Origin of the sequence: uncultured Brachybacterium sp. (genome assembly GCF_947500705.1) — a bacterium.
Lineage (GTDB): Bacteria > Actinomycetota > Actinomycetes > Actinomycetales > Dermabacteraceae > Brachybacterium.
This window is the reverse complement of sequence record NZ_CANMSY010000006.1, coordinates 32717-54101: the sequence shown is the minus strand read 5'-3', so window position 1 is coordinate 54101 and position 21385 is coordinate 32717. Positions and strand designations below refer to the sequence as shown.

Annotated in this window: 21 protein-coding genes; 7 read left to right on the top strand and 14 right to left on the bottom strand. The window is 70.6% G+C overall.

Annotation, left to right across the window (positions count from 1 at the left end; translation table 11 throughout):
• Positions 1–9: 9 nt before the first annotated feature.
• From cydB to Q0937_RS11735, 4 genes are read left to right on the top strand one after another with little or no spacing between them, the layout of a single operon-like run.
• Positions 10–1092, top strand: coding sequence for a cytochrome d ubiquinol oxidase subunit II (gene cydB / locus Q0937_RS11750; RefSeq protein WP_299303805.1), 1083 nt, complete (start codon positions 10–12; stop codon positions 1090–1092).
• 13 nt (positions 1093–1105) lie between these two features.
• Positions 1106–2827, top strand: coding sequence for a thiol reductant ABC exporter subunit CydD (gene cydD / locus Q0937_RS11745; protein WP_299303803.1), 1722 nt, complete (start codon positions 1106–1108; stop codon positions 2825–2827).
• On the top strand, positions 2824–4527 hold the full coding sequence (cydC, locus tag Q0937_RS11740) for a thiol reductant ABC exporter subunit CydC (protein WP_299303801.1): 1704 nt from the start codon (positions 2824–2826) through the stop codon (positions 4525–4527). Before cydD ends, cydC begins: the two co-directional genes overlap by 4 nt.
• Complete coding sequence (locus Q0937_RS11735; protein WP_299303799.1) at positions 4524–5675, top strand: sensor histidine kinase; 1152 nt, start codon at positions 4524–4526, stop codon at positions 5673–5675. Before cydC ends, Q0937_RS11735 begins: the two co-directional genes overlap by 4 nt.
• Positions 5676–5681: 6 nt before the next feature.
• On the opposite strand, the gene Q0937_RS11730 is transcribed toward Q0937_RS11735, so the two are convergent.
• The 10 genes from Q0937_RS11730 to Q0937_RS11685 all read right to left on the bottom strand — a co-directional run bounded on the left by Q0937_RS11730 (position 5682) and on the right by Q0937_RS11685 (position 15154).
• A complete protein-coding gene (locus Q0937_RS11730) occupies positions 5682–6311 on the bottom strand; it encodes a response regulator transcription factor (RefSeq protein ID WP_299303797.1) in 630 nt (209 codons plus the stop codon).
• 103 nt (positions 6312–6414) lie between these two features.
• Positions 6415–7353, bottom strand: coding sequence for a bifunctional DNA-formamidopyrimidine glycosylase/DNA-(apurinic or apyrimidinic site) lyase (mutM, locus tag Q0937_RS11725; RefSeq protein ID WP_299303795.1), 939 nt, complete (start codon positions 7351–7353; stop codon positions 6415–6417).
• Between the two features lie 15 nt (positions 7354–7368).
• Positions 7369–8121: a ribonuclease III gene (gene rnc / locus Q0937_RS11720; RefSeq protein WP_299303793.1), complete on the bottom strand. Its 753-nt coding sequence runs from the start codon at positions 8119–8121 to the stop codon at positions 7369–7371.
• The gene (locus Q0937_RS11715; RefSeq protein ID WP_299303791.1) at positions 8121–8693 is read right to left on the bottom strand and encodes a DUF177 domain-containing protein; all 573 of its coding nucleotides are present in this window, start codon (positions 8691–8693) and stop codon (positions 8121–8123) included. The genes rnc and Q0937_RS11715 overlap by 1 nt, the downstream gene beginning before the upstream one ends.
• 33 nt (positions 8694–8726) lie before the next feature.
• Positions 8727–9218 carry a pantetheine-phosphate adenylyltransferase gene (gene coaD / locus Q0937_RS11710; protein ID WP_299303789.1) on the bottom strand — a complete coding sequence of 164 codons (492 nt, stop codon included), beginning with the start codon at positions 9216–9218 and terminating at the stop codon, positions 8727–8729.
• Between the two features lie 35 nt (positions 9219–9253).
• The gene (locus Q0937_RS11705; RefSeq protein ID WP_299303788.1) at positions 9254–9634 is read right to left on the bottom strand and encodes a DUF3224 domain-containing protein; all 381 of its coding nucleotides are present in this window, start codon (positions 9632–9634) and stop codon (positions 9254–9256) included.
• Positions 9635–9637: 3 nt separating this feature from the next.
• On the bottom strand, positions 9638–10291 hold the full coding sequence (locus Q0937_RS11700; RefSeq protein WP_299303786.1) for a GNAT family N-acetyltransferase: 654 nt from the start codon (positions 10289–10291) through the stop codon (positions 9638–9640).
• A 21-nt stretch (positions 10292–10312) separates the two neighbouring features.
• The gene (locus Q0937_RS11695; protein ID WP_299303784.1) at positions 10313–11878 is read right to left on the bottom strand and encodes an HNH endonuclease signature motif containing protein; all 1566 of its coding nucleotides are present in this window, start codon (positions 11876–11878) and stop codon (positions 10313–10315) included.
• 476 nt (positions 11879–12354) lie between these two features.
• Complete coding sequence (rsmD, locus tag Q0937_RS11690; protein ID WP_299303782.1) at positions 12355–12933, bottom strand: 16S rRNA (guanine(966)-N(2))-methyltransferase RsmD; 579 nt, start codon at positions 12931–12933, stop codon at positions 12355–12357.
• A gap of 1 nt (position 12934) precedes the next feature.
• On the bottom strand, positions 12935–15154 hold the full coding sequence (locus Q0937_RS11685) for an ATP-dependent DNA helicase RecG (RefSeq protein ID WP_299303780.1): 2220 nt from the start codon (positions 15152–15154) through the stop codon (positions 12935–12937).
• A 273-nt stretch (positions 15155–15427) separates the two neighbouring features.
• Here Q0937_RS11685 and rpmB point away from each other — a divergent pair, with 273 nt between their 5' ends.
• Positions 15428–15625 (top strand): 50S ribosomal protein L28, encoded by a 198-nt coding sequence (rpmB, locus tag Q0937_RS11680; protein ID WP_299303778.1) that lies wholly within the window; start codon positions 15428–15430, stop codon positions 15623–15625.
• Positions 15626–15734: 109 nt separating this feature from the next.
• Positions 15735–16478 (top strand): peptidase E, encoded by a 744-nt coding sequence (locus tag Q0937_RS11675; protein ID WP_299303776.1) that lies wholly within the window; start codon positions 15735–15737, stop codon positions 16476–16478.
• 21 nt (positions 16479–16499) lie between these two features.
• On the opposite strand, the gene Q0937_RS11670 is transcribed toward Q0937_RS11675, so the two are convergent.
• From Q0937_RS11670 to thiL, 3 genes are all read right to left on the bottom strand, one after another.
• Positions 16500–17459, bottom strand: coding sequence for a GNAT family N-acetyltransferase (locus Q0937_RS11670; protein ID WP_299303774.1), 960 nt, complete (start codon positions 17457–17459; stop codon positions 16500–16502).
• Positions 17460–17481: 22 nt separating this feature from the next.
• Positions 17482–18558, bottom strand: coding sequence for an NAD(P)-dependent alcohol dehydrogenase (locus Q0937_RS11665; protein ID WP_299303772.1), 1077 nt, complete (start codon positions 18556–18558; stop codon positions 17482–17484).
• 63 nt (positions 18559–18621) lie between these two features.
• On the bottom strand, positions 18622–19665 hold the full coding sequence (thiL, locus tag Q0937_RS11660) for a thiamine-phosphate kinase (RefSeq protein WP_299303770.1): 1044 nt from the start codon (positions 19663–19665) through the stop codon (positions 18622–18624).
• Positions 19666–19698: 33 nt separating this feature from the next.
• Here thiL and Q0937_RS11655 point away from each other — a divergent pair, with 33 nt between their 5' ends.
• Positions 19699–20196 (top strand): DUF3515 domain-containing protein, encoded by a 498-nt coding sequence (locus tag Q0937_RS11655; RefSeq protein WP_299303768.1) that lies wholly within the window; start codon positions 19699–19701, stop codon positions 20194–20196.
• A 61-nt stretch (positions 20197–20257) separates the two neighbouring features.
• Here Q0937_RS11655 and Q0937_RS11650 read toward each other — a convergent pair whose 3' ends face one another.
• On the bottom strand, positions 20258–21373 hold the full coding sequence (locus tag Q0937_RS11650) for a D-alanine--D-alanine ligase family protein (RefSeq protein ID WP_299303766.1): 1116 nt from the start codon (positions 21371–21373) through the stop codon (positions 20258–20260).
• Positions 21374–21385 lie beyond the last annotated feature (12 nt).

The following is a 21385-nucleotide window of genomic DNA, read 5'->3' as shown; positions in this document are numbered from 1 at the left end:
GATCAGATCATGGATGCCATGCTCGACCCCACGGTCCTCCAGACCCTGTGGTTCGCCCTCATCGCCTTCTTCTTCCTGGGCTACTTCGTGCTCGAGGGATTCGACTTCGGCGTGCAGATGAACGTCGCCACCTTCTGGCGGCGCGGCATCGGCACCCGCGGCACGATCCTGAAGACCATCGGCCCCGTCTGGGACGGCAACGAGGTCTGGGTGATCACCGGCGGCGCCCTGATGTTCGCCGCCTTCCCCGAGTGGTACGCCACCCTGTTCTCCGGCTTCTACCTCGCGCTGCTGCTCCTGCTGCTGGTGCTGATCGTGCGGGTCTGCGCCTTCAAGTGGCGCGACAAGGTCGACAGCGATCGCTGGAAGAACTCCTGGGACGTGGTGCACATCATCGGCGGCTTCGCGCCCGCCCTGCTGTGGGGTGTGGCCTTCGGGAACATCGTCGCCGGAGTCGCGATCGATGAGAACCGCTGGGTGACCACCTCCCTGCTGGGGCTGCTCAACCCCTTCGCCCTGCTGGCCGGCGTGGTGTTCGTGCTGCTGTTCTGGCTGCACGGCACCCACTACCTCGCGCTCAAGGTCGAGGGCCGGCTGCGAGAGGACGCGAACCGCCTGGCCGGGATCCTGGTGTGGCCGACGATCGTGGCCGGTGCGGCGTTCCTCCTCTGGTTCCAGCTCGCCCACTCGAACACCTGGTTCACCCTGATCCCGGTGGCCGTGGCCGCGCTGGCTCTGATCGCCGCGGTCCCTCTGCACCGGAGACGCCGCGAGGGCCTGGCCTTCGGCGCGACCACCACCGCGATCGCCGCGGCCGCGATCACCCTGTTCGGCGGCCTGTTCCCCTACGTCATGCCCGCCACCAACGATCCGGCGAACTCGCTGACGGTCGCGAACGCCTCCTCGACCGAGCACACGCTCACGGTGATGCTGGTCGCGCTGTGCCTCTTCCTGCCGCTGGTGATCGGGTACACGATCTGGGCCTATCGGGTGTTCCGCCACCGGGTGAGCGACGAGGACTCCCCCGCCCCGGGCGCCGAGCTGCTCGAGAAGGCGAAGAAGGGCTACCGGGAAGCCTTCGAGCAGGGCTGACAGACTGATCCCGATGACCACCGCGACCGCAGAGCCCACCATGGCCCGCTCCGCCGACCCCGCCGCCGACCCGGCGCCGCGGCGGAGCCGGGCACCGCTGGACCCCCGCCTGGTGCGGGAGGTGCGAGCGGCCCGACGCCATCTCGCTCGGTCCGTGGTGCTGGGACTCGTCCAGTCCGCCTGCATCATCGTCACCGCCCTGGTCATCGCTCGCCTCGGCGCCCAGCTCCTGACCGAGCGCGACGTCCCCCAGGACGCGCCGGCCCTGCTGCTGGTGCTCGTCCTGGCGCTCGCGGTGCGGGCCGGCGCCGTGCTCCTCGAGGAGGCCACGGCCCACCGTGCTGCGACTGCGGCGATCAGCGAGCTGCGCGGGAGGATCGTGCGCCACGCCGCGTCCCTCGGTCCGCGCGCCGGTGCCGGCCGCGGTGCGGACCTCACGGCGCTGGCCACCACCGGCATCGAGAACCTCCGCCCCTATCTGGTGGGATATGTCCCGCAGCTGCTGCTCTCGCTCACGGTGACCCCGCTGTGCCTGCTGACCATCGGTCTGCTGGACCCGCTCAGCGCGGTGATCGCGGCGGTCACGCTGCCGCTGGTGCCGCTCTTCATGGTGCTGGTCGGAAAGCTCACCGTAGGGCGCTCCGAGAAGCTGATCGCCGATATGCGCTCCCTGTGGACCCAGCTGCTGGACCTGGTGGATGGGCTGCCCACGCTGCGGGCGCTGGGTCGCGAGCGCGGTCCGGAGAGGACGGTGCGGGAGCTCGGTGACCGTCACCGCGCCTCCGCGATGGGCTCGCTCACGTTCGCCTTCCTCTCCTCGATGGTGCTCGAGCTGCTGGCGACGCTGTGCGTGGCGCTGATCGCGGTGAGCATCGGGATGCGGCTGGTCTACGGGGACATGGAGCTCGCGCCCGCGCTCGCGGTGCTGGTGCTGGCCCCGGAGATCTACCAGCCGCTGCGCAACGTGGGCTCGCAGTACCACGCCTCCACCGACGGCCTGGCGGCGGTCTCAGCGGCCTTCGAGGTGCTCGATGAGCAGCCGCCGGCCGACGGCACACTCCCCGCCCCGGATCTGCGCACCTCCACCCTCGCCCTGCGCGGGGTCTCGGTGCGCTCCCGCGAGGGCTGGGCACCGCATGCCGCCGAGCTCACGGTGCGCCCCGGGCGGGTGCTCGCCCTGACCGGCGCCTCGGGCGCCGGCAAGACCACGGCGGTCCAGGTGCTGCTGGGACTGGTGGACCCGGAGCAGGGCAAAGCGGAGATCATCACTGCCGACGGCACGGCGACCGACGTCCGCGAGCTCTCGCGACGCAGTCTGTGGGACCAGATGGCCTGGCTGCCGCAGCGTCCCGTGCTGCCCCCGGGGACGATCCGTTCCGTGCTCGTCAGCTCCCGTGCCGGTGTCGGCCAGGCCGAGCTGGAGGCGGCGGCCGCCGCGACCGGACTCGATGCGGTCATCGCCGAGCGCGGCTGGGACGCGGATCTCGGTCGCGGCGGGCACGGGATCTCGCTCGGAGAGCGGCAGCGCCTCGCTCTGACCCGGGCCGTGCTCTCCCCCGCCCCGCTGGTGATCCTGGACGAGCCCACCGCGCACCTCGACGGTGCCGCCGAGCAGGTGGTGCTCGACCTGATCGAGGAGCTGCGCGGCCAGGGACGGACCGTCGTCGTGATCGCCCACCGCTCCCGGCTGGTGGATGTCGCCGATGACGTCGCGAGCGTGGAGGCCGGCTCATGACCTTCACCCCGACGACCCCCGCCGCCCCCGCTCGCTCCGACCTGCGCCAGGCGGTGGCGGCGCTCGAGATCCCCCGTGCACGGCTGCTGGCCGCGGTGCTCGCCGCCTGCGCGACCCTCGGCTCCGCCTTCGCCCTTGCCGCGGTCTCCGCCTATCTGGTCACCCGTGCGTGGACGATGCCTCCAGTGCTGGACCTCACCGTCGCCGTGGTGATGGTCCGGGCGCTCGGCGTCTCCCGCGGGGTGTTCCGCTGGCTCGAGCGGATGCTCACCCACGATGTCGCGCTGCGCGGCGTGGTCTCCCTGCGCACGAACCTCTTCACCGCGCTCGCCGCCCGCACCGATGACACCCTCACCCGGCTGCGGCGCGGTGACCTGCTGAGCCGTCTGGGCGACGATGCGCAGGAGCTCGGGGACCACGTCATCACCGCGGTCGTGCCCGGTCTGGTCGCGATCGTGATGGGGATGGTCGTGCTCGCGACCTTCGCCCCCCTGTCGCCGGCTGCGACCGTGGCCATGCTCGGGGCGCTGCTGCTGGCGAGCGTGCTCGCGCCGGTGGCCGCCCACCGCGCCGCCCGCCTCTCCGAGCAGGCCGTGCTGACCACCCGCGCCGGGGTCAGCGCCCAGACGCTCGAGATCCTCGATGACGCCACCTCGCTCCAGGTCGAGGGCCGGCTCGAGGCGGCGCTGACGCAGCTGCACGCCCGGCAGGCGGCGCATGATGCCGCGATGGACCGCGCCGCCCTGCCCGCGGCCGTCGCCGCCGCGGCGGTGCCGCTCACGCTGATCCTCGCCGTGACCGGTTCCCTGCTCGCCGCCGGTGGGCTGTGGCTGGACGGCGGCGCATCGGCCGGGCAGATCGGCATCCTGCTGCTGCTGCCGCTGTCCTCCTTCGAGGCGGCGACCGCGCTGCCCGCCGCCGCTGCCCAGCACGCCCGCTCCACGGCTGCCGCGCAGCGCCTGGGACAGCTCGTGGGAGGAGCTGGCGCAGCGCCCGCACCCGCACCCGCTGCACCGGCCCCGCAGCGCCCCGGGACCGCCTCTCTCCGCGCGGTGGGGCTCACGGCCGGCTGGAGCGCCGATGCCCCGCGCGTGCGTTCGCTGGACCTCGACCTGCCGCCCGGAGCCCGGCTCGCGGTGGTCGGCCCTTCGGGCAGCGGGAAGTCCACCCTGCTGGCGACCCTCGCAGGCCTGCTCGATCCGCTCGCGGGCCGGGTGGAGCTCGGCGGCCGGGACATCGCCTCCCTCGCCCCGCAGGACGTGCGCTCCCGGGTGACGATGTTCGCCGAGGACGGCCACGTCTTCGCCACCACGCTGCGAGAGAACCTGCGGGTGGTGCGCGGGGATCTCACGGACGCCGAGGTGCAGGAGGCGCTGCGGGCCGTCGGCCTCGAGGACTGGGTCGCGACCCTCCCCCGCGGGCTCGATACCTTGCTCGGACCGGATGGCACGACGATCTCCGGCGGAGAGCGACGGCGGCTGCTGCTGGCCCGTGCGGTCGTTCGCGGCGGGCCGGTGCTGCTCCTGGACGAGCCCACGGAGCACCTCGACCCCGGGCGGGGTGACGCACTGCTGCGCGCGCTGCTCGACCCGGACGGGAGCACCCTCGTCCCTGCGACCACCACCGTCGTGGTCGTCACCCACCGTCTTGAGGCGATCCCCGCCGACACCCCGATCCTCTGTCTTCAGGAGCACCGTTGACCGTTCACCCGTCGTCCGCCCCGCCTGCCCGCCCCCATCGTCCGCGGGTCCAGGATCTCGCCGGTGCCGTCCTCGCCGGCGGTGAGACCGAGGACCTGCTGGACCTGCTGCTCCGCTCCGCCCGTACCGATCTCACCGCCCGCAGCGCCGCCCTGGTGATGCCGCTGGGCCCCTCCCGCTGGGCGATCGAGATGGTGGACGGCCCGGACGCCGACTCCCTGCTCGGCGAGGAGATCCCCGCCGACTCGCTCCTCGGCGAGGGCCTGCTGCGTTCGGATCCCGAGGCGCTCGAAGCCATCGGCAGCTTCGAGCTCGGCAACGGGCAGGAGGACGGCCGGGCGCTGCTGGCCGTGATCGATGCCGCCGAGCAGGGGACCGGGCTGCTCGCGGTGCTGCGCGCCGCCGATGCCGAGCCGTTCACGGTCGCGGATCGCGAGCGGCTGGACTCCCTGGCGGGCCTGATCGCCCTCACGCTGCGCGCGCCCTCGCTGCGCCGCGACAGTGACAGCGGTATCGATGACGAGCGCGGCCGCATCGCCCGCGACCTCCACGATCTCGCGATCCAGGAGCTCTTCGCCGTCGGGATGGAGCTCGAGAGCCTGGTCCAGTCCCTCGAGGCGCCGGGCATGACGCCGTCGAACGCCCGGATCCGCAGCTCCGTCACGAGCTCTGTGCAAGGGGTCGAGAACGCCGTCTCCCAGATCCGGCAGATCGTGCAGTCGCTGCGCCGCGAGCGCGCCGTGGCCAGCCTCTCCGAACAGCTTCGTCACGAGGTGGGTCTCGCCACCGCCGGGCTGGGCTTCGTCCCCTCGATGCGGCTGCCCCCGCATCCCGCGGAGATGGATGCCGAGCTGCCGCCGGAGATCGCCGAGGATGTGGTGGCGGTGGTGCGCGAGTGCCTCGCCAATGCAGCCCGGCATGCGCATGCCAGCGCGGTGGCGGTCTCGGTGGCGGTGTTCTCCGAGGGCGTCGACAGGGTGGTCCAGGTGAACGTCTCGGACAATGGTCGAGGGATCGATCCGTCGGTGCGCCGGCGCAGCGGACTGGCGAACATGTCCGCCCGGGCGCGGCGTCATTCCGGCTGGGCGGACGCGATCAACCTCGAGCCGGGGACGATGATCTCCTGGCGGGTGACACTGCCGAGCTGAGGGCTGCTACTGCTGCTTCCAGCCGGCGCGACGGCGCGCGGCGACCAGCGCCGCCACCTGGGTGCGGCGCTGCATCCCGAGCGCCTGCAGGATCACGGTGACCCGGTTCTTGACGGTCTTCTCGGCGATGCCGAGCGCCTCGGCGATCTCGCGGTTGGAGTGGCCGTCGCCGATCAGCTCCACGATCCGCTGATCGGACTGCGAGAGGTCCGGCCCCTCGTCGTCGTGGTCAGGGGGCCAGATCGACTTGCCGGCGTGCACCGCGATGATCGCCTCGACGATCTCCTGGGAGCGCGCAGACTTCAGCATCAGCCCGGCGGCTCCGGCCGCCTTCGACTCGCGCAGCGCGGCGTCGTCGTCGAAGCTGGTGAGCACCAGCATCAGCTGCTCGGGGTTCAGCTCCCGGGCCGTCTTCATGACGTCGATGCCGGTGCCGTCCGGGAGCTGGAGGTCCACGACCAGCACTTCGGGCCGGATCGCGGGCAGGCGACGGTTCGCCTCGGTCACCGAGGACGCCTCGCCGATCACGCTCAGCTTCTCGCTGGCGTCGATCACGGTGACGATGCCGCGACGGACCACCTCGTGGTCGTCCACCAGCATCACGCGGATCGGGCCCTGCTGTTCGGTCGCTGTCACAGAGCGTCCTTCCTCGTATCACCTGCTGAGATGTGTCCTCGACGAATCTACCGCACCTTGCGCCGTGCTCGTCGATCCCCTCGCTCACGGCGGCGACGCCGGATCAGCGTCGCCGCTGACACCTCGGGCAGAAGTGCGAGGAGCGGTTCTGGTGCAGCTCCCGACGGATCGTCACCCCGCAGCGAGGGCAGGGCTCGCCGGTGCGTCCGTAGGCGCTCAGTGAGCGGGCGAAATACCCGCTGCGCCCGTCGACGTTCACATACAGCGCGTCGAAGCTGGTCCCGCCGACCTCGAGCGCACGGTGCATCACCTCACGGGCGGCGCGCAGGATCTCGAGCGCCTTCCGCTGGCTGAGCACGGTGCCGGGGGTGTCGAAGCGGGTGCGGGCCGCCCACAGCGCCTCATCGGCGTAGATGTTCCCGATCCCGGAGACGATCTCCTGGTTCAGCAGCAGCGACTTCACGGCGCTGCGCCGCGTGCGCAGGGCACGGGCGGCGGCCGCGAGGTCGAGGGCGGGATCGAGCAGATCGCGGGCGATATGCGAAGCGTCCTCCGGCAGGAGCGCATCAGGGCTGCCCGTCCCCGCGACCGCACCGTCGGCCGCCACGACCAGCGGACTGGTCCACAGCCCTCCGAACAGCCGCTGGTCGATGAGGTCCACCCGGGAGGCGTCGTCGAGGTGCAGCGACAGGCGCCGGTGGCGGAGCGGGTCGGAGGCGGGACCTTCCGAGCGCTCCGAGCCGGTCGCCGGGACGGCGCCTGCGGTGCCGATCCGCAGCTGACCGCTCATGCCGAGATGGCCCATCAGCGCCTCGCCGGTGTCGGCGCCGTCCTCGTCGGCGAGCCGCCACCACAGGAACTTCCCGCGCCGGACCACCGCAGTGAGGGTCGTGCCGAGGAGGGCGGCGCGCAACCGGTCCGCTCCCCCGGCCTGGCGGCGGATGATCCGGGAGTCGAGCAGCTCGACCCCGGTGACGGTGCGGCCGACGGTGAGGGGCTCGAGACCCCGCCTTACGACCTCGACCTCAGGCAGCTCCGGCATGGGCTCTATCTCCGCTCAGCCTCGCGGGATCAGGGTCTCGCCGCGCTCGGCGAGGATCCCCCGCACCGCGTTCTGGGCGGCGGCGAGCTCGGAGTCCTTCTTCGAGGCGCCGTCTCCACGGGCGGTGACGATCCCCTCGACGGTGACCGTGGCGGTGAAGGTCTTCTGATGCTCGAGACCGGATTCGGTGATCTCGTAGGTGACGCTCTCCCCCTCGGCGGCGGCGATCTCCTGCAGCCGGGACTTGAAGTCGTATCCCGTCTCGAGGAACTCGTCGGAGTCCAGCAGGGGACGCAGCAGCTCGAGCACGAAGTGGCGGGAGATGTTCTGACCGAGTGCCAGGTGGGTGGCACCGATCACAGCCTCGGTGGTGTCCGCGAGGATCGATGCCTTGGCACGGCCTCCGGTGAGGTCCTCGCCGCGCCCCAGTCGCACATAGGCGCCGAGGTCGAGCTTGGAGGCGATGACGGCGAGCGCACGCGTGCTCACGGTCGCCGCGCGACGGCGGGCGAGATCACCTTCGGGCAGCGTGGGATGGGTGGCGTAGAGATGCTCGGTCACCGCGAGCTGCAGCACCGCGTCGCCGAGGAACTCGAGCCGCTCGTTGTGCGGCAGACCGTCGTTCTCGTACGAATAGGAGCGATGGGTCAGCGCGAGCTCGAGGAGCCCGGACTCGCTGAGATCGGCCGCCTGCCCGGCGTCCAGCGGCAGGCGATCCAGCAGGCCCTGCGGGGTGGCGGCCTCGGTGGCGCGGCGCCTGCGCGCCATCAGGCCTCCTCGTTCTTCGACTCGTCCTCGAACAGGCCCTGCAGCGCGGCGAAGCGGTCATCGATGACGTCGTGGTGGTGGTCCGGATCGTCCTCCATGCGGAATCCGCACTGGCCGCACAGGCCGGGGCAGTCCTCACGGCACAGTGGGCGTTCGTCGGCCTCCATCGCGAGCGCGTCACGCACCAGCGGGCCGAGGTTGACGGCTTCGTCCTCGAGCAGGGTCGAGTCCTCCCTCTCGTCGGCCTTCACCTTCTCGGGGAACATGAAGAGCTCGTTGAGGCGGGCGGTGACGTCCTGCTCGACGGGGTCGAGGCAGCGGGAGCACTCGCCGTCGAGGTGCGCGGTCACGGTCCCGTGGACGTAGATCCCTTCGACCACGGACTCGAGCTCCGCCTCGACAGCGATATCCTGGCCTTCGGGGACCTGCATCGCGATGCCGCCGGCTTCACGGGCCGGGGCGGGGACGGTGCGGTCCACGTGACGGTGCGCTCCGGTGCGGCTGATGAGGTCGACCGCGTCGAAGAGCAGGGCGGTGTCCAGCGATGAGGTGGAGGCGGGGTCGGAAGACATCGGTGATGGTCCTGTTCGTGTCGAGGGGGTCACTCAGGATACGGCGGAGGCGGTGCGAAGAGCGTCCATGGAGGGGGCGGGAAGCATGTCGGAGACGTCACCTCCGAGCGCGTGCACCTCCCGCACGAGGGACGAGGAGATGTGGGAGAGAGTCGCATCGGTGAGCAGGAAGAGCGTGTCGACCTCCGCGAGATGATGGTTCATCCGCGCCATCGGCTCCTCGTAGGCGAGGTCGAGCTGGGAGCGCAGCCCGCGCACCACGGCGCTGGCACCGAGCTCCCGGCAGAAGTCGACCAGCAGCCCCCGGGGAAGCGTGCGGACCTCGACGCTCTGGGAGAGGTCCCTCTCCTCGAGCGTCCGGGTGATCGCAGCTTTGCGGGTCTCGAGATCCAGCGTCCCCTGCTTCGAGGGGTTGTGGGAGACGGCGATGATCACGTGGTGGCCGAGGGCGGCGGCCCGACGGGTGAGATCCAGGTGTCCCAGGGTGAAGGGATCGAACGAGCCGGGCAGGACGACGGTGCTCATATCGCCACTCTAGTGCTGATCAGCTCGGGTGCTGATCAGTCGAGCTCGATGCTGACCTGGTGGACGCCCTCGTCATCGATCACGCCGATGGTGAGCGTGCCGGTGACTCCGGCGAGGTCACCGGTGCCGGAGCCGGGGGCGATGAGATAGAGGAGGTTCGGATCGCCGCCCGACATGGTGCCGAGCTGTTGGAAGGTGAGGCTGCCGCGGCGACCGTCGAGGACGCCCTCGAAGAGCTCGGACGCGATGTACGAGGCGCTGCCGCTCGCGGGGTCCCCTGCGGTGAGCATGACCCCTCGGGAGGTGCCCGCGAGGTCACCGGTCCAGGTCTTGGCCAGATCGAAGCGATCAGCGGCGCCGGGGAGCATCTCGGCGGGGGTCAGGTCGACGGTGAAGGTGGCGCTGAGAGTGGTCATAGCTCAAGTATCGCCGCTGCGCGCTCCTCCGCTCTGTTGCTCCACCGCTCTGCTGCTCCACCGCTCTGCTGCTCCACCGCTCTGGCGTGCGCGGTATTCGCTCGCCAGCAGCGCGTAGGACATCCCGTCGAGCCAGCGACCGCTGCGGTGCAGGGATTCCTCGCGGAAGGTGCCCTCGAGCCGCAGACCGATCTTCTCCATCACCCGTCGCGAGGGAAGATTGTCGGCGAAGCACGATGCTTCGACTCGGCGTACTCCGAGACCGTCGAACGCGAGGCCGAGCAGGGCGGCGGCGAACTCAGTGCCGAATCCGCGGCCGTGGATCGAGGGTGCCAGGACCCACCCGATCTCGGCCTGTTGCCCGGCGGCCTGGTCTTTCATGTCGGCCTGGGACCACGCGTCCTGGCGCTCGAGCTTGCCGGAGGCGAGGATCTCACCGTCGAGCAGGCCCACCAGGCAGCTGTCGAGAGTGCTGTCCCACCACTGCTGATGATCCTCAGGGGTAGTGCTCAGCGTGGTGGTCCATTCCTGCACCTCGGGACGACGGAACCACGGCCACACCGCCGCGGCATCTTCAGGGAGTCCTGGACGCAGGACCAGGCGGTCCGCGCGCAGAGGCCAATCGAGGTGAGTGAAGTCGGTGAGCGTGCGCGCCATCCGGTCAGGGTATCGGCGCGCTCAGTACGGCGGCGGGCGATGTTCTGGCAGTGACGCCAGCGGCGGCGGCCCGGGATCGGTGTGCTCGTCGTACTCAGGGCGGGAGTAATACTCGGTGAGGTGGAGCCCCCACCGGTATGCCTCCTCGCGGTCCGCGCTCTCGGCGGGACTCTCGTCGAAGATTCCGAGGCTGGTCAGGGCCTCGAACTCGAGATCGCTGCTGTACTGCTCCCATGCGCGGTGCAGCTTCTCGGAGAGTTCCCGGGTGACCAGATCGGTGGTTCCGGCGACGTCGCAGACGGCGGCGCCACCGATCACCCACCGGGTGGTGCCGGTGGCTTCATCTCGGTCGGGATCGAGATGTCCGGCGGTCTTCATCCGATGGTGGATCCTGCAGAGGCGGTGGAGGTTCGCGATCGTGGTGGGTCCGCCGCGGGCCGGGTTCTCGAGATCGAACTCCTCGATGTGGTCCATCTCGCCGATGGTCATCACGGAGCGGGTGCAGCCCGGGACCGCGCAGACGGGATCGATCAGGCGGAGATTCTCGGCCATCGCTGCGGACGGTCGGTAGGTCTGGGAGGCACAGGGCGGGTAGTCCCCCGAGATCGGGTCGGAGAGCACCCGCTCGAAGGCGGGCGCCTTGGCGACCAGCTCCCGTGCCAGACGTGGCGGAATCGGGATCCTGCCATCCAGCGTGGCAGGGGCATTCGAGAGTCCGAGCAGCGTGAGCACGGGGACGACGACAGAGATCCGGAAGGCGGGAGCGGGAACTTCGACCGCCCCGGTCTCGAGCATCGACCGGACCGCGATCGCATACTGCAGGGCTGCGAGCGACAGGTGCTTGCCCTCGCGGGCGGCGTCGCCATCGAGGTCGAAGGGGATCGGCGCGCCGGTCTCGAGCGCATGGCGCTGGGCGTCCTGGACGGCACGGGCTGCGGCGTCGAGCCGCTGGCCGAAGTCGAGGATCTCGGGGATCGGGCCGCGAATCATGATGCAGGCGGTACCGTCGCCGTCGGGCGAGGGCCGGATGAACACGCTGCGCTGTTCCTGCGGGGTCTCCTGGACGGCTGCGCGGCCGAACCATTCGATGAGCGTGCGCAGCTCCCGGTAGAAGCGCTCGACGTCGATCGCCTCGAGCTGCCAGGCCGCGACCCGTTCATCGACCTGGCGGCGCTGGACGTGCGTCAGTCGCAGCACGCTGCGGATCAGCCAGTCGAACCAGTCCACAGGCAGGGCGCCCTCCTCCACGCGTGCGAAGCACGCGGGCAGATCGGTGACCGCGACGTGCGCATCTCGGAGGCGGTCCTCGCCGCGGGGCAGCTTCATGCGCAGTCCGGCAGCGGCCGCCAGTGCGTGGAGGGCTTTCTCGTCTCCTTCGTCGTCCTCGGACCAGAGGGAGGCGAGGTCGCGCATCTCGGCGACATAGAGGGCGGCATGCTCCTGCCGCCGGCGGTGGAAGATCCGCAGCACCGTCTCCGCCTCAGGCGTGCTGGGCAGGACATCGGCGCGTTCGACGAGCGATGTCGGGGTGAGAGGGCTGCGGGCTCGCACCGTGATGCAAGGAGGCTCTGCGCCGTGCTGCTCCATGGCGATCCCCTCTCTGCGTCGCTGCTCGTGATGTGCGGCCCGTGATCTGCGGCAAGTCCGGCCGTTCTTTCTGGGAAGACAGACCATCCACCGATGCCTCTTATTTTAGAACACTTGCTCGACATGCGCCAGAGTAATGGACCAAACGTACGAAATTGTGGAAAACCATGGTCGGTGGAGGAACAGTCGAGATATCCACATTTCGTGCACTATTTGGGGATACTCCTTGGTCACTTGGCCGCATGCACTGCAGGGAAAATTCCGCACCAACACTCTCGCGCGTCGCATGTATCGCATTTACGCAGATCAGGAAGCCGTTGCTCACGAGTACCCAACAAACCTCGCACCGCAAGCACTTCACGGGAATGTGGAGAGAGCGGCCGTGTATCCCCCGAAGCGAGCACCGTGAGCGCTGGGAGACGCCGGGGCGGGAGGCACCGGTCAGGTACCTCTGATTTAGGCCGGGCCCGACAGTGTCAGGCCGGGCCACCGAACTGCAGCGCGGTCTCGCCATAACCCTTGCTGCCGTCGTCGGCCCACCCCTCGGGCCAGACGACGGGGCGGGTGCGTGAGGATCTCTCGATCACGACCACTGCATCGTCGGCCAGGGCGGGGCGGAGGGTGAGCAGAAGCTGCTCGAGCGCCTCGGTGGTGACGTCATACGGCGGGTCGAGGAAGACCAGGGTGGCGGCATGACTGTCGGGCTGAGTCGCAGGCTGGTTCGCGAGCTGCGCCGCAACAGCGGCAGCCCTGCCGATCCGGATGTCCGTGCGTTCGGCGAGTCCGAGGTCCGCCGCAGTGCGGCGCAGCTGCTTGGCCGTCGGTCCGTGCAGCTCGACCAGCAGAGCATGCTCGGCACCTCGCGACAGCGCTTCGAAGGAGAGTCCCCCGGTGCCCGCGTAGAGGTCGAGCACGCGAGCACCGGCCAGAGCGTCCCAGCCCTCGAGCCGGTTGAACAGGGCTTCGCGCACCTTGTCCGTGGTGGGGCGGGTGCCCTTGCCGGGCGGGCCGGGGATGGTGCGGCCGCCGAGGGTGCCGGAGACGATGCGCGGCATATCAGCTCCTCTCCACGTCGGGGTCGGCATCCCGCAGCCGGTCCTCGATGGCGCCGGCGAGCACGGGATGGGTGGTGAGCTCGGGATCGGCGGCGACCACGGCGAAGGCGTCCTCGCGGGCCTGCTCGATGGCTCGGGCGTCCCGGATGACATCGAGGTGCTTGAGCGTGCGCTGCAGCCCGGACTGCTCCTCCCCCACCAGGTCACCGGCACCACGGCGACGCAGGTCGAGCTCGGCGAGCTCGAAGCCGTCGGTCGTCTCCGCAATGGCCCGCAGGTGCGTGGAGTGCTCCTTCCCCGGCACACCGGAGGTGTCGAAGAAGGCGATGCCGGCATGCTCACCACGACCCACCCTCCCGCGCAGCTGATGGAGCTGGGAGACGCCGAAGCGCTCGGCGTCCAGGATGATCATCACCGAGGCATTGGGGACGTCGACCCCCACCTCGATCACGGTGGTGGAGACCAGCACGTCGATCTCGCCCCGGACCATCTGCCCCATCACCTCCTGCTTCTCCTCGCCGGTGAGGCGGCCGTGGAGGATGCCGAGGCGGGCCCCGGTGAGCTCGGGCCGCTCGGTGAGCCGCAGGGCGGTCTGGAGGACACCGCGGGCGGGATCGAGACTCGGCGCCTGCTCCCTGCCGTTCTCGTCGAGGATCGAGGGGGCGGGTGCGTCGTCCGCAGCATCGTCCTCATCGATGCGGGCGCAGACCACGAAGACCTGCCGGCCTGCGGCGATCTCCTCCGCGGCGCGCTGCCACATCCGCTGCTCCCACTTCGGGAGCTTCTCGTGGACCACGAAGCTGGTGACCCCGGCGCGCTGCCCCGGGCTCTCGTCGAGGGTCAGCACATCGAGGTCCCCGACGGTCGCGAGCGCCGCGGTGCGTGGGATCGGGGTCGCGGTCATGACGATCACGTGGGGGCTCTGCCCGGCGGGGCCCTTGGCGCGCAGCCGGCGGCGATGGTCGACTCCGAAACGATGCTGCTCGTCGATCACCACGAGTCCCAGAGAGGCGAACTGGACCTTCTCGGCGAGCAGGGCATGGGTGCCCACGACGATCCCGGCCTGCCCGGAGGTGACGTCGAGCAGGGTCTCCCGGCGGCCAGCGGTGCGCTGGGAGCCGGTGAGCAGGCGCACGCGGGTCGCCGCGGCGTGCCCATCGAGCTGACCGGCGCGGGCGAGGTCCCCGAGCAGGGTCATCAGGGTGCGATGGTGCTGTTCGGCGAGCACCTCGGTGGGGGCGAGCAGCGCGGCCTGGTGGCCGGAATCCACGGCGCGCAGCATCGCGCGCAGGGCGACGACCGTCTTGCCGGAGCCGACGTCCCCCTGCAGCAGCACGCTGGTGGGATGATCCTTGCCGATGCGCTCCTGGATCATCGCTCCGATGTCGCGCTGCCCGTCGGTGAGGGTGAAGGGCAGGCGCTGATCGAGCAGGGGCTGCAGCGGACCCTCGGCGGAGAGGACCGGGGCGGGGGTGCGTTCGTCCTGGGCGCGGCGCTGGGCGAAGATCGCCTGCAGGATGAACGCCTCCTCGTAGCGGAGGTGTGCCATCCCGCGACGGGTGTCCTCGACGGTCAGCGGGGTATGGACCAGGCGGGTCGCCTCGGCGAGCTGCGGCAGGCCGCGGCGGGCGATCACCTCATCCGGCACCGGACGGGCGAGGGAGTCGGCGAACTCGAGGCCCTTCTCGACTGCAGAGCGCATCGTGGCCAGGGCGATGTTCTGGCGCAACGGGTAGATGGGACGGGGCCGCTGGGCCCAGGCGCGACCCTCATCGGTGTCCTCGATCGTCTCGTAGTCCGGGTGGGTGATTTGCAGGGACTCGCGGTAATCGTCGTAGCCGACGGTGCCATGCACCGTGATCAGCGCGCCGAGGGGGAGCCGGCTGCGATGCCACTGGACATGGTGGGGCTTGGTGAGGAAGAAGGTGAGCGGCATGTCCTCGATGCCGTCGGAGACGGTCACCTCGAGGACGAAGCCGCGCCGACTGCGCATCGCGCGATCCCGGACCGAGACCACCGAGACCACGGCGCTGACCGCCTCGCCCTCGTTGACCTCGTGGAGGGAGCGCAGCGGAGCGGGCACCACATAGCGGCGCGGAGCGAAGCGCATCATCGTGTCCAGGTCATACACCCCGAAGGACGCCATGGCCTTGGACTCCTTGGAGATCAGCAGCTCCTTGAGCGGCATCGAGCCACGGGCGGACTCGTGCCTCCTGGCCATGCGGGCGTCTCCTCGTGCTCGGCGTGCGCCGCCCGGTACTGTGCGACGTGCGATCCCTATCGTGCCACCATCCGGCGGTGTCGTGATGGAGTCCACATGGGGAGGAAGCGTCCTTCGCTTCTGGCGCGGGAGCATCTGGGCTATGATTCCGTGGTTGCCCTGACCTCCGGGGGGTCGCACCTCCGTGCTCACCCAAGGTCACCGACCCCGCCGTTCCGGCGCGGGGGTGGAGCGGGCACCGAGATCAGAACATCGACGTACCAGGAGACGACAGTGGCTGCTTCCACGTGTGACATCTGCGCCAAGGCCCCGAGCTTCGGCAAGTCCGTGTCTCACTCGCACCGCCGCACCTCGCGTCGCTGGAACCCGAACATCCAGTCCGTCCGCACTGTGATCAACGGCACCAGCAAGCGCGTGAACGTGTGCACCTCCTGCCTCAAGGCAGGCAAGGTCAGCACGCTCGGTGCCTGAGCGAGACCGCACAGCTTTCATCCACGAGAGCCCTCACCCTTCGGGGTGGGGGCTCTCGTGGATTCTCCGGTAGCGTTCGGATCTTCCATCATCTCCTGAGGAGCCCCTGATGCCTGCGTCGGCCCCCACCATCCTCGCCACCAGCGCCGGCTACCGGCCGCACCGGCGTCTGCGCTTCGGGTTCGGGCCGATGATCGGCCTCGCGCTCGAGCTCGGGCAGGAGCGCGGGCCGCGCGCCGACGGGCCGCCCCGGATCTGCCACATCGGGACCGCGAGCGGCGATGACAAGGGCTTCCAGCGGGACATGGAGGAGGCGGCGCGGGAGGCCGGATACGAGCTGCACCACCTGAGCCTGTTCGCCCAGCCGAACGTCGAGGACATCGAGGGCTACCTGCGAGGGTTCGACGTGGTGTGGGTGAACGGCGGCTCGGTCGTGAACCTGCTCGCCGTGTGGCGCGCTCACGGCCTGCCGGAGATCCTCCACCGCCTCTGGCAGGACGGCGTGGTGCTGGCCGGTATCTCCGCCGGGTCGATCTGCTGGTTCGAGGGCGGGGTCACCGACTCCTTCGGACCCGACCTGCAGCCGGTCACGAACGGGCTCGGTTTCTTACCCGGGGCCAATGGCGTGCACATGGACTCCGGGGAGGGGCGGCGGCCGCTGCTGCGCGAGCTGGTGTCCGACGGGACGCTGGGTACCGCGCTGTGCACCGACGACGGCACCGGGCTGCTGTTCCGCGGCACCGAGCTGGTCGAGGCGGTCGCGGAGGTCGACGGGGCCCGGGTCACCCGGATCGAGCGCGGGGCCGACGGGCTCGCCGTGGAGACCGAACTGCCGGTGCGACGCCTGCGTTGAAACTCAGGGCTGCGCTGGCCCTCAGGGCACGTCGCGCAGCACTGCGGTGAGGCCGTTCGGGATCTCGACCAGGTGCACGGGGTCGATCTCGGTGCGCCGCAGGGTGGCCAGCAGCGGGGCGGTGTGCGGGTCGGTGGGATGGTTGTCGAAGTCCATGGTCTCCACGCCCATCCCCCGCAGGTCCTCGAGCAGGGCGGCGAGGCAGAGGGCGACGTCCGCCCGGGCGTGCGGGACCGCGGCGTCAACGGCCTCGAGGGCGCCTTCGCGGTGGTGGCCGACAGTGTCACCGGCCTCGCCCGCCTCGCCACCCTCGGTGCTGTAGAGGTCGGCCAATGCCGTGATCTCGCCATCGCGGAGGACCGCCCAGGAATGCTCGCGCACGGACTCCTCATAGAACTCCTCCCCCACCTCAGGGCGGATCACCTCGCGCAGCGCCGTCGGCGACCAGCTGGCGTGCTGCCAGAGGTAGCGCGTGGTGAGGGCGTCGATCAGCTGCTCGCGCGGGAGCTCAGTCCAGGGCACGACGCGGGCAGCCACGTCCACCCCTCCGCGTACCGCTGCGCACCAGCGGGCCGTGCGGTCCGCGGCAACGTCCACGCGGAGCAGCGGAACCTCGAGATAGGTCACCGCTCCCTGAGCACGGAGGAACCCATCGCGCGCGGAGCCCGGCACCACCTTGCTGGACAATGGATTATTGCTGTATTTGCGAAGTTCGTGGAGAAGCGCTGTTCCGTGGCCTCGGCGCCGGTGCCCCTCCTCGATCTCGAGCTCGACCAGATCTTGGCCCGGATGGACGGTGTTCGGGCCGATGCGGCCGACGCCGACCACGCGCGGTTCCTCGAACTCCGGGTCATCGACCTCGAGCACCAGGGCACGGAAGCCCTCCCGCCAGCCGTCGGGCTTCAGCCACTCGAAGCGGTGGCCGTCGCGGACGACGTCTGCCGCCGTGGTGGGGCGGAACTGGCGGGAGGGGGCGCTCAATCTCTCTCGCTCGCTGTTTCGTTCACTCCGCCGCGGCGTCCGCGAAGGTCGCGGTGTCGATCACGGCACGGAAATGGACGTCGCCGGCGACCACGCGGTCGTAGGCGGCGTCCGCCTCCCCGACCCCGATGACCTCGATCTTCGCGGCGAGGCCGTGCTCGGCGCAGAAGTCGAGCATCTCCTGGGTCTCGGCGATGCCGCCGATGTTCGAGCCTGCGAGCACCTTGCTGCCACCGATCAGGGAGCCGAAGCTGAGGGGCTGCTTCGTCGGCGGCAGGCCGACGACCGCCATCACGCCGCGGGGCGTGAGCAGGCGCAGATAGCGGTCCACGGGGATGTCGGCGCTGATGGTGTTGAGGATCAGGTCGAACTCGCCGCGGTGGTCCGAGAAGAAGTTCTCCTCGGTGGTGGCGAGGACGCGCTGCGCGCCGAGCGCGAGGGCATCCTGCTCCTTCTTCAGCGACCGGGAGAGCACGGTGACCTCCGCGCCCATCGCCGCAGCGATCTGCACACCCATGTGGCCGAGCCCGCCGAGGCCCAGCACCGCGACGCGCTTGGCACGGCCCTCGACCTGCTCGCCGGCGCCCCAGCGGCGCAGCGGGGCGTAGGTGGTGATGCCCGCGCAGAGCAGCGGGGCGGCGGCGTCGAACGCCATCTCGTCGGGGATCCGGCACACGAAACGCTCATTCACCACGACCTTCTCGGCGTAGCCGCCCTGGGTGATCGTGCCGTCGACATCCTTCGCGTTGTAGGTGCCGACGTTCCCCTTCAGGCAGTTCTGCTCCTGGTCGGCGCGGCACTCCTCGCAGTCCCCGCAGGAGTTCACCATGCAGCCCACGCCCACGCGGTCCCCGACCTTCCAGTCGGTGACGGACTCGCCGACGGCGGAGACGACTCCGGCGATCTCGTGGCCGACGGTCAGCGGGAAGCTCGCCTCGCCCCATTCGTTGCGGATCGTGTGGATGTCGCTGTGGCAGATCCCGGCGGCCTCGATGTCGATGACCACATCATCGGCGCGCGGATCGCGACGCTCGATGGTGGTGACGCGGAACGGCTGATCCGGACCGGTCTTCTGCAGGGCCTTGACGGTGATCGGCATGAGAATTCCTCCAGCAGGTGGTGGTCGTGGCGCGGAGAGCGCCGCGGGCCAGCCTAGTCGGGCTCAGGCGAAGTGGTCGAACCCTTCCCCGTCGATGCGCGACCCGTCCAGCAGCACCGTCGGACCCTGCTGCCCGGCGGGCAGGACCCGGCCGATCGGGCGGAAGCCCTCCGGCACCTCGCCCGGGGAGAAGGTGGCGAGCATCGCGTGCTCCTCACCCCCGTGGAGCACCCAGGTCCAGGGGTCGATGCCGAGCTCGGTGGCGAGGTCGGCGAGCTGCGCGATATCGGGGGCCAGCGCGCTGCGGTCGAGATCGAGCGCGACATCGGACGCCCGGGCCAGACGGCCGCCGTCGCGGACCAGCCCGTCGGACAGATCCATCATGGCGTGCGCCGCGCGACCGCCGGTCCACCCCAGCGAGAGGTCGGGATCCGGGGCGTCATGCCAGCGCACCAGCTCCGCCGCCGAGGGGTCTGCGATGTCCCGGAGCATGATCGTGGGGTGGGTGCCGTCCGGGGCATGGACCAGGGCCCGCTGCCCCAGCACCAGGGCGAGCCCGGCGGCGGAGCGACCCAGACGGGGAGAGCCGATCGCGAGGACATCTCCGGCACGGGCGCCGGTGCGGGAGATGGCCGGCTGCGCCTCCGGCAGCGAGCCCATCGCCGTGACCGTGAGGACCAGCTGGTCCGCACGGCCCAGGTCACCCCCGACGATGCTCGCACCCTCCGCCTCGGCGCGCGTGGCCAGACCGATCGTCAGGTCCTCGAACAGCGCGGACGGGGTGCTGGCCGGGGCGGAGATCGCGACCACCAGGGCCAGCGGCCGGGCCCCCATCGCGGCGATGTCGGCAAGGTTCTGAACCGCTGCCTTGTGCCCGATCCAGCGGGCGGTGGTGGCATGCCTCAGGAAGTCATGACCCTCGACCAGCGAGTCCGTGGTGACCACCAGGCGCGGAGAGGGCAGGTGCACCACCGCGGCGTCGTCCCCCGGACCCACCTCGACCTCGGGGCCGTGGCTCAGGTGCGGGAGCATGCGGGCGAGGAGAGCGGCCTCGCTGCGGGAGGTGCTGTCGTGCAGGGTGCTGTCGTCGGGGGCGTTGCCTGGCATGCCCCCAGTCTGCCGGACCGATAGGCTCGCGGGGTGCTCCGCTCTCGTCTGCTCGCCCTCCCTGCCGCCGGCCTGTTGGCCCTGGGCCTGGTCTCGTGCGGCACCGTCACGGTGCCTGCGGGGGCCGACGCCGCCAACCCGGACTGTGCGGACATCGTGATCGGTGCCCCTCCCGAGGTGCTGGGCATGGAGCGGGCGGAGACCTCGAGCCAGGGCACGGCCGCCTGGGGCAGCGGGGAGGACACGGTCGTGATGCGCTGCGGGGTGACCCCGCCCGGACCCACCACCGACCTCTGCACCACGCTCGCCGATGGCAATGGGGTCGAGGTGGACTGGATCGTGCGCGAGCTCGAGGGCGAGATGTTCCTGTACACGACCTACGGCCGGGAGCCCGCGATCGACATCACGGTGCCGAGGTCGGCCGCGCCCGATCAGCCCTCGGGTGCGGCGCTGGCCCTCTCCCAGGTGGTCAGCCGGAACATCGAGGCGACGGACTTCTGCATCGGCCCGGGCGACCAGCCCGACCAGTAGCGTCCCGACCAGCTGCGCCCCGACCAGCAGCGCACAGCCGCGTCCCGGTCGCGCCAAATGCTCAGCGAGGGCCCAGGCGGCGCTTCCGCGCCTGCTCGATCAGCGCGGCGATGAGGTCCGCATAGCTCATCCCCATGTGCTCCCAGAGCACCGGGAACATCGAGTACGGGGTGAAGCCCGGCATCGTGTTGACCTCGTTGATCAGCACCCGACGGTCCCGGGTGACGAACATGTCGACTCTCGCCAGGCCCTCCAGACCGAGCGCTGTGAAGGCGCGGGAGGCGACCTCGCGCGCCTCCTCGAGCAGGTCATCAGGCAGGCCGGCGGGCACGTCGATGCTCACGGTGCCCTTGCCGAAGTACTTCGCCTCGTAGTCATAGAACTCGAGGTCATCCCCGACCTTCACCTCGCCGGGCAGGGTGGTGCTGGGTTCCCCGCCGTCGCGTCCCTGCAGCACACCGCATTCGACCTCGCGGCCGTCGAGCCCCTCCTCGATCAGGACCTTGGGATCCTCGGCGAAGGCATTCTTCACCGCGGTCCCGAGCTCAGCGGGATCGGTCACCCTGGTGACGCCCAGGCTGGACCCGGCCCGGGCGGGCTTGACGAACCACGGCAGCGGATGATTCCTGCGCAGATAGGTGGCGATGCGGTGGGCTTCGCTCGCCCAGCCGTCCTCGTGGACCACGATGCCGGGGGCGCACTCGAGGCCGACGGCGCGCAGGACGAGTTTCGTCGCCGCCTTGTCCATCGCTGCAGCCGAGGCGAGCACTCCGCTGCCCACGTACGGGATGTCGAGCATCTCGAGCATTCCCTGGACCGTGCCGTCCTCGCCGTAGGCGCCGTGCAGGAGCGGCCACACCACGTCGATGTCCGCGAGGTCGTGGACCATGCCGTCGCGGACGGTGCGCAGGGTGATCCGCTCTCCGGGCCGATGGCGGGTGCTGGGCAGCAGCACCTCGTTCCCGGAGGGGTCCACCTCGGGGGCGCGGCCGTCGACGAGGGTCCAGTCGCTCGGATCGTCGGAGACGTGGATCCAGCGGCCCTCGCGGGTGATGCCGATCGCGATCACGTCGAAGCGCTCGCGATCGACCGCGGCCAGGATGCCGCCGGCGGTCACGCACGAGATGCCGTGCTCCCCGCTGCGGCCGCCGAACAGGAGGGCGACGGTGGTTCTCATGGGCCAAGGATA

Coding starts and splice junctions, on each gene's coding strand:
- cydB (WP_299303805.1), top strand. CDS start 10: ATGGATGCCATGCTCGACCCCACGGTCCTCCAGACCCTGTGGTTCGCC.
- cydD (WP_299303803.1), top strand. CDS start 1,106: ATGACCACCGCGACCGCAGAGCCCACCATGGCCCGCTCCGCCGACCCC.
- cydC (WP_299303801.1), top strand. CDS start 2,824: ATGACCTTCACCCCGACGACCCCCGCCGCCCCCGCTCGCTCCGACCTG.
- mutM (WP_299303795.1), bottom strand. CDS start 7,353: ATGCCGGAGCTGCCTGAGGTCGAGGTCGTAAGGCGGGGTCTCGAGCCC.
- rnc (WP_299303793.1), bottom strand. CDS start 8,121: ATGGCGCGCAGGCGCCGCGCCACCGAGGCCGCCACCCCGCAGGGCCTG.
- Q0937_RS11715 (WP_299303791.1), bottom strand. CDS start 8,693: ATGTCTTCCGACCCCGCCTCCACCTCATCGCTGGACACCGCCCTGCTC.
- coaD (WP_299303789.1), bottom strand. CDS start 9,218: ATGAGCACCGTCGTCCTGCCCGGCTCGTTCGATCCCTTCACCCTGGGA.
- Q0937_RS11705 (WP_299303788.1), bottom strand. CDS start 9,634: ATGACCACTCTCAGCGCCACCTTCACCGTCGACCTGACCCCCGCCGAG.
- Q0937_RS11700 (WP_299303786.1), bottom strand. CDS start 10,291: ATGGCGCGCACGCTCACCGACTTCACTCACCTCGATTGGCCTCTGCGC.
- Q0937_RS11695 (WP_299303784.1), bottom strand. CDS start 11,878: ATGGAGCAGCACGGCGCAGAGCCTCCTTGCATCACGGTGCGAGCCCGC.
- rsmD (WP_299303782.1), bottom strand. CDS start 12,933: ATGCCGCGCATCGTCTCCGGCACCCTCGGCGGCCGCACCATCCCCGGC.
- Q0937_RS11685 (WP_299303780.1), bottom strand. CDS start 15,154: ATGGCCAGGAGGCACGAGTCCGCCCGTGGCTCGATGCCGCTCAAGGAG.
- Q0937_RS11675 (WP_299303776.1), top strand. CDS start 15,735: ATGCCTGCGTCGGCCCCCACCATCCTCGCCACCAGCGCCGGCTACCGG.
- Q0937_RS11665 (WP_299303772.1), bottom strand. CDS start 18,558: ATGCCGATCACCGTCAAGGCCCTGCAGAAGACCGGTCCGGATCAGCCG.
- thiL (WP_299303770.1), bottom strand. CDS start 19,665: ATGCCAGGCAACGCCCCCGACGACAGCACCCTGCACGACAGCACCTCC.
- Q0937_RS11650 (WP_299303766.1), bottom strand. CDS start 21,373: ATGAGAACCACCGTCGCCCTCCTGTTCGGCGGCCGCAGCGGGGAGCAC.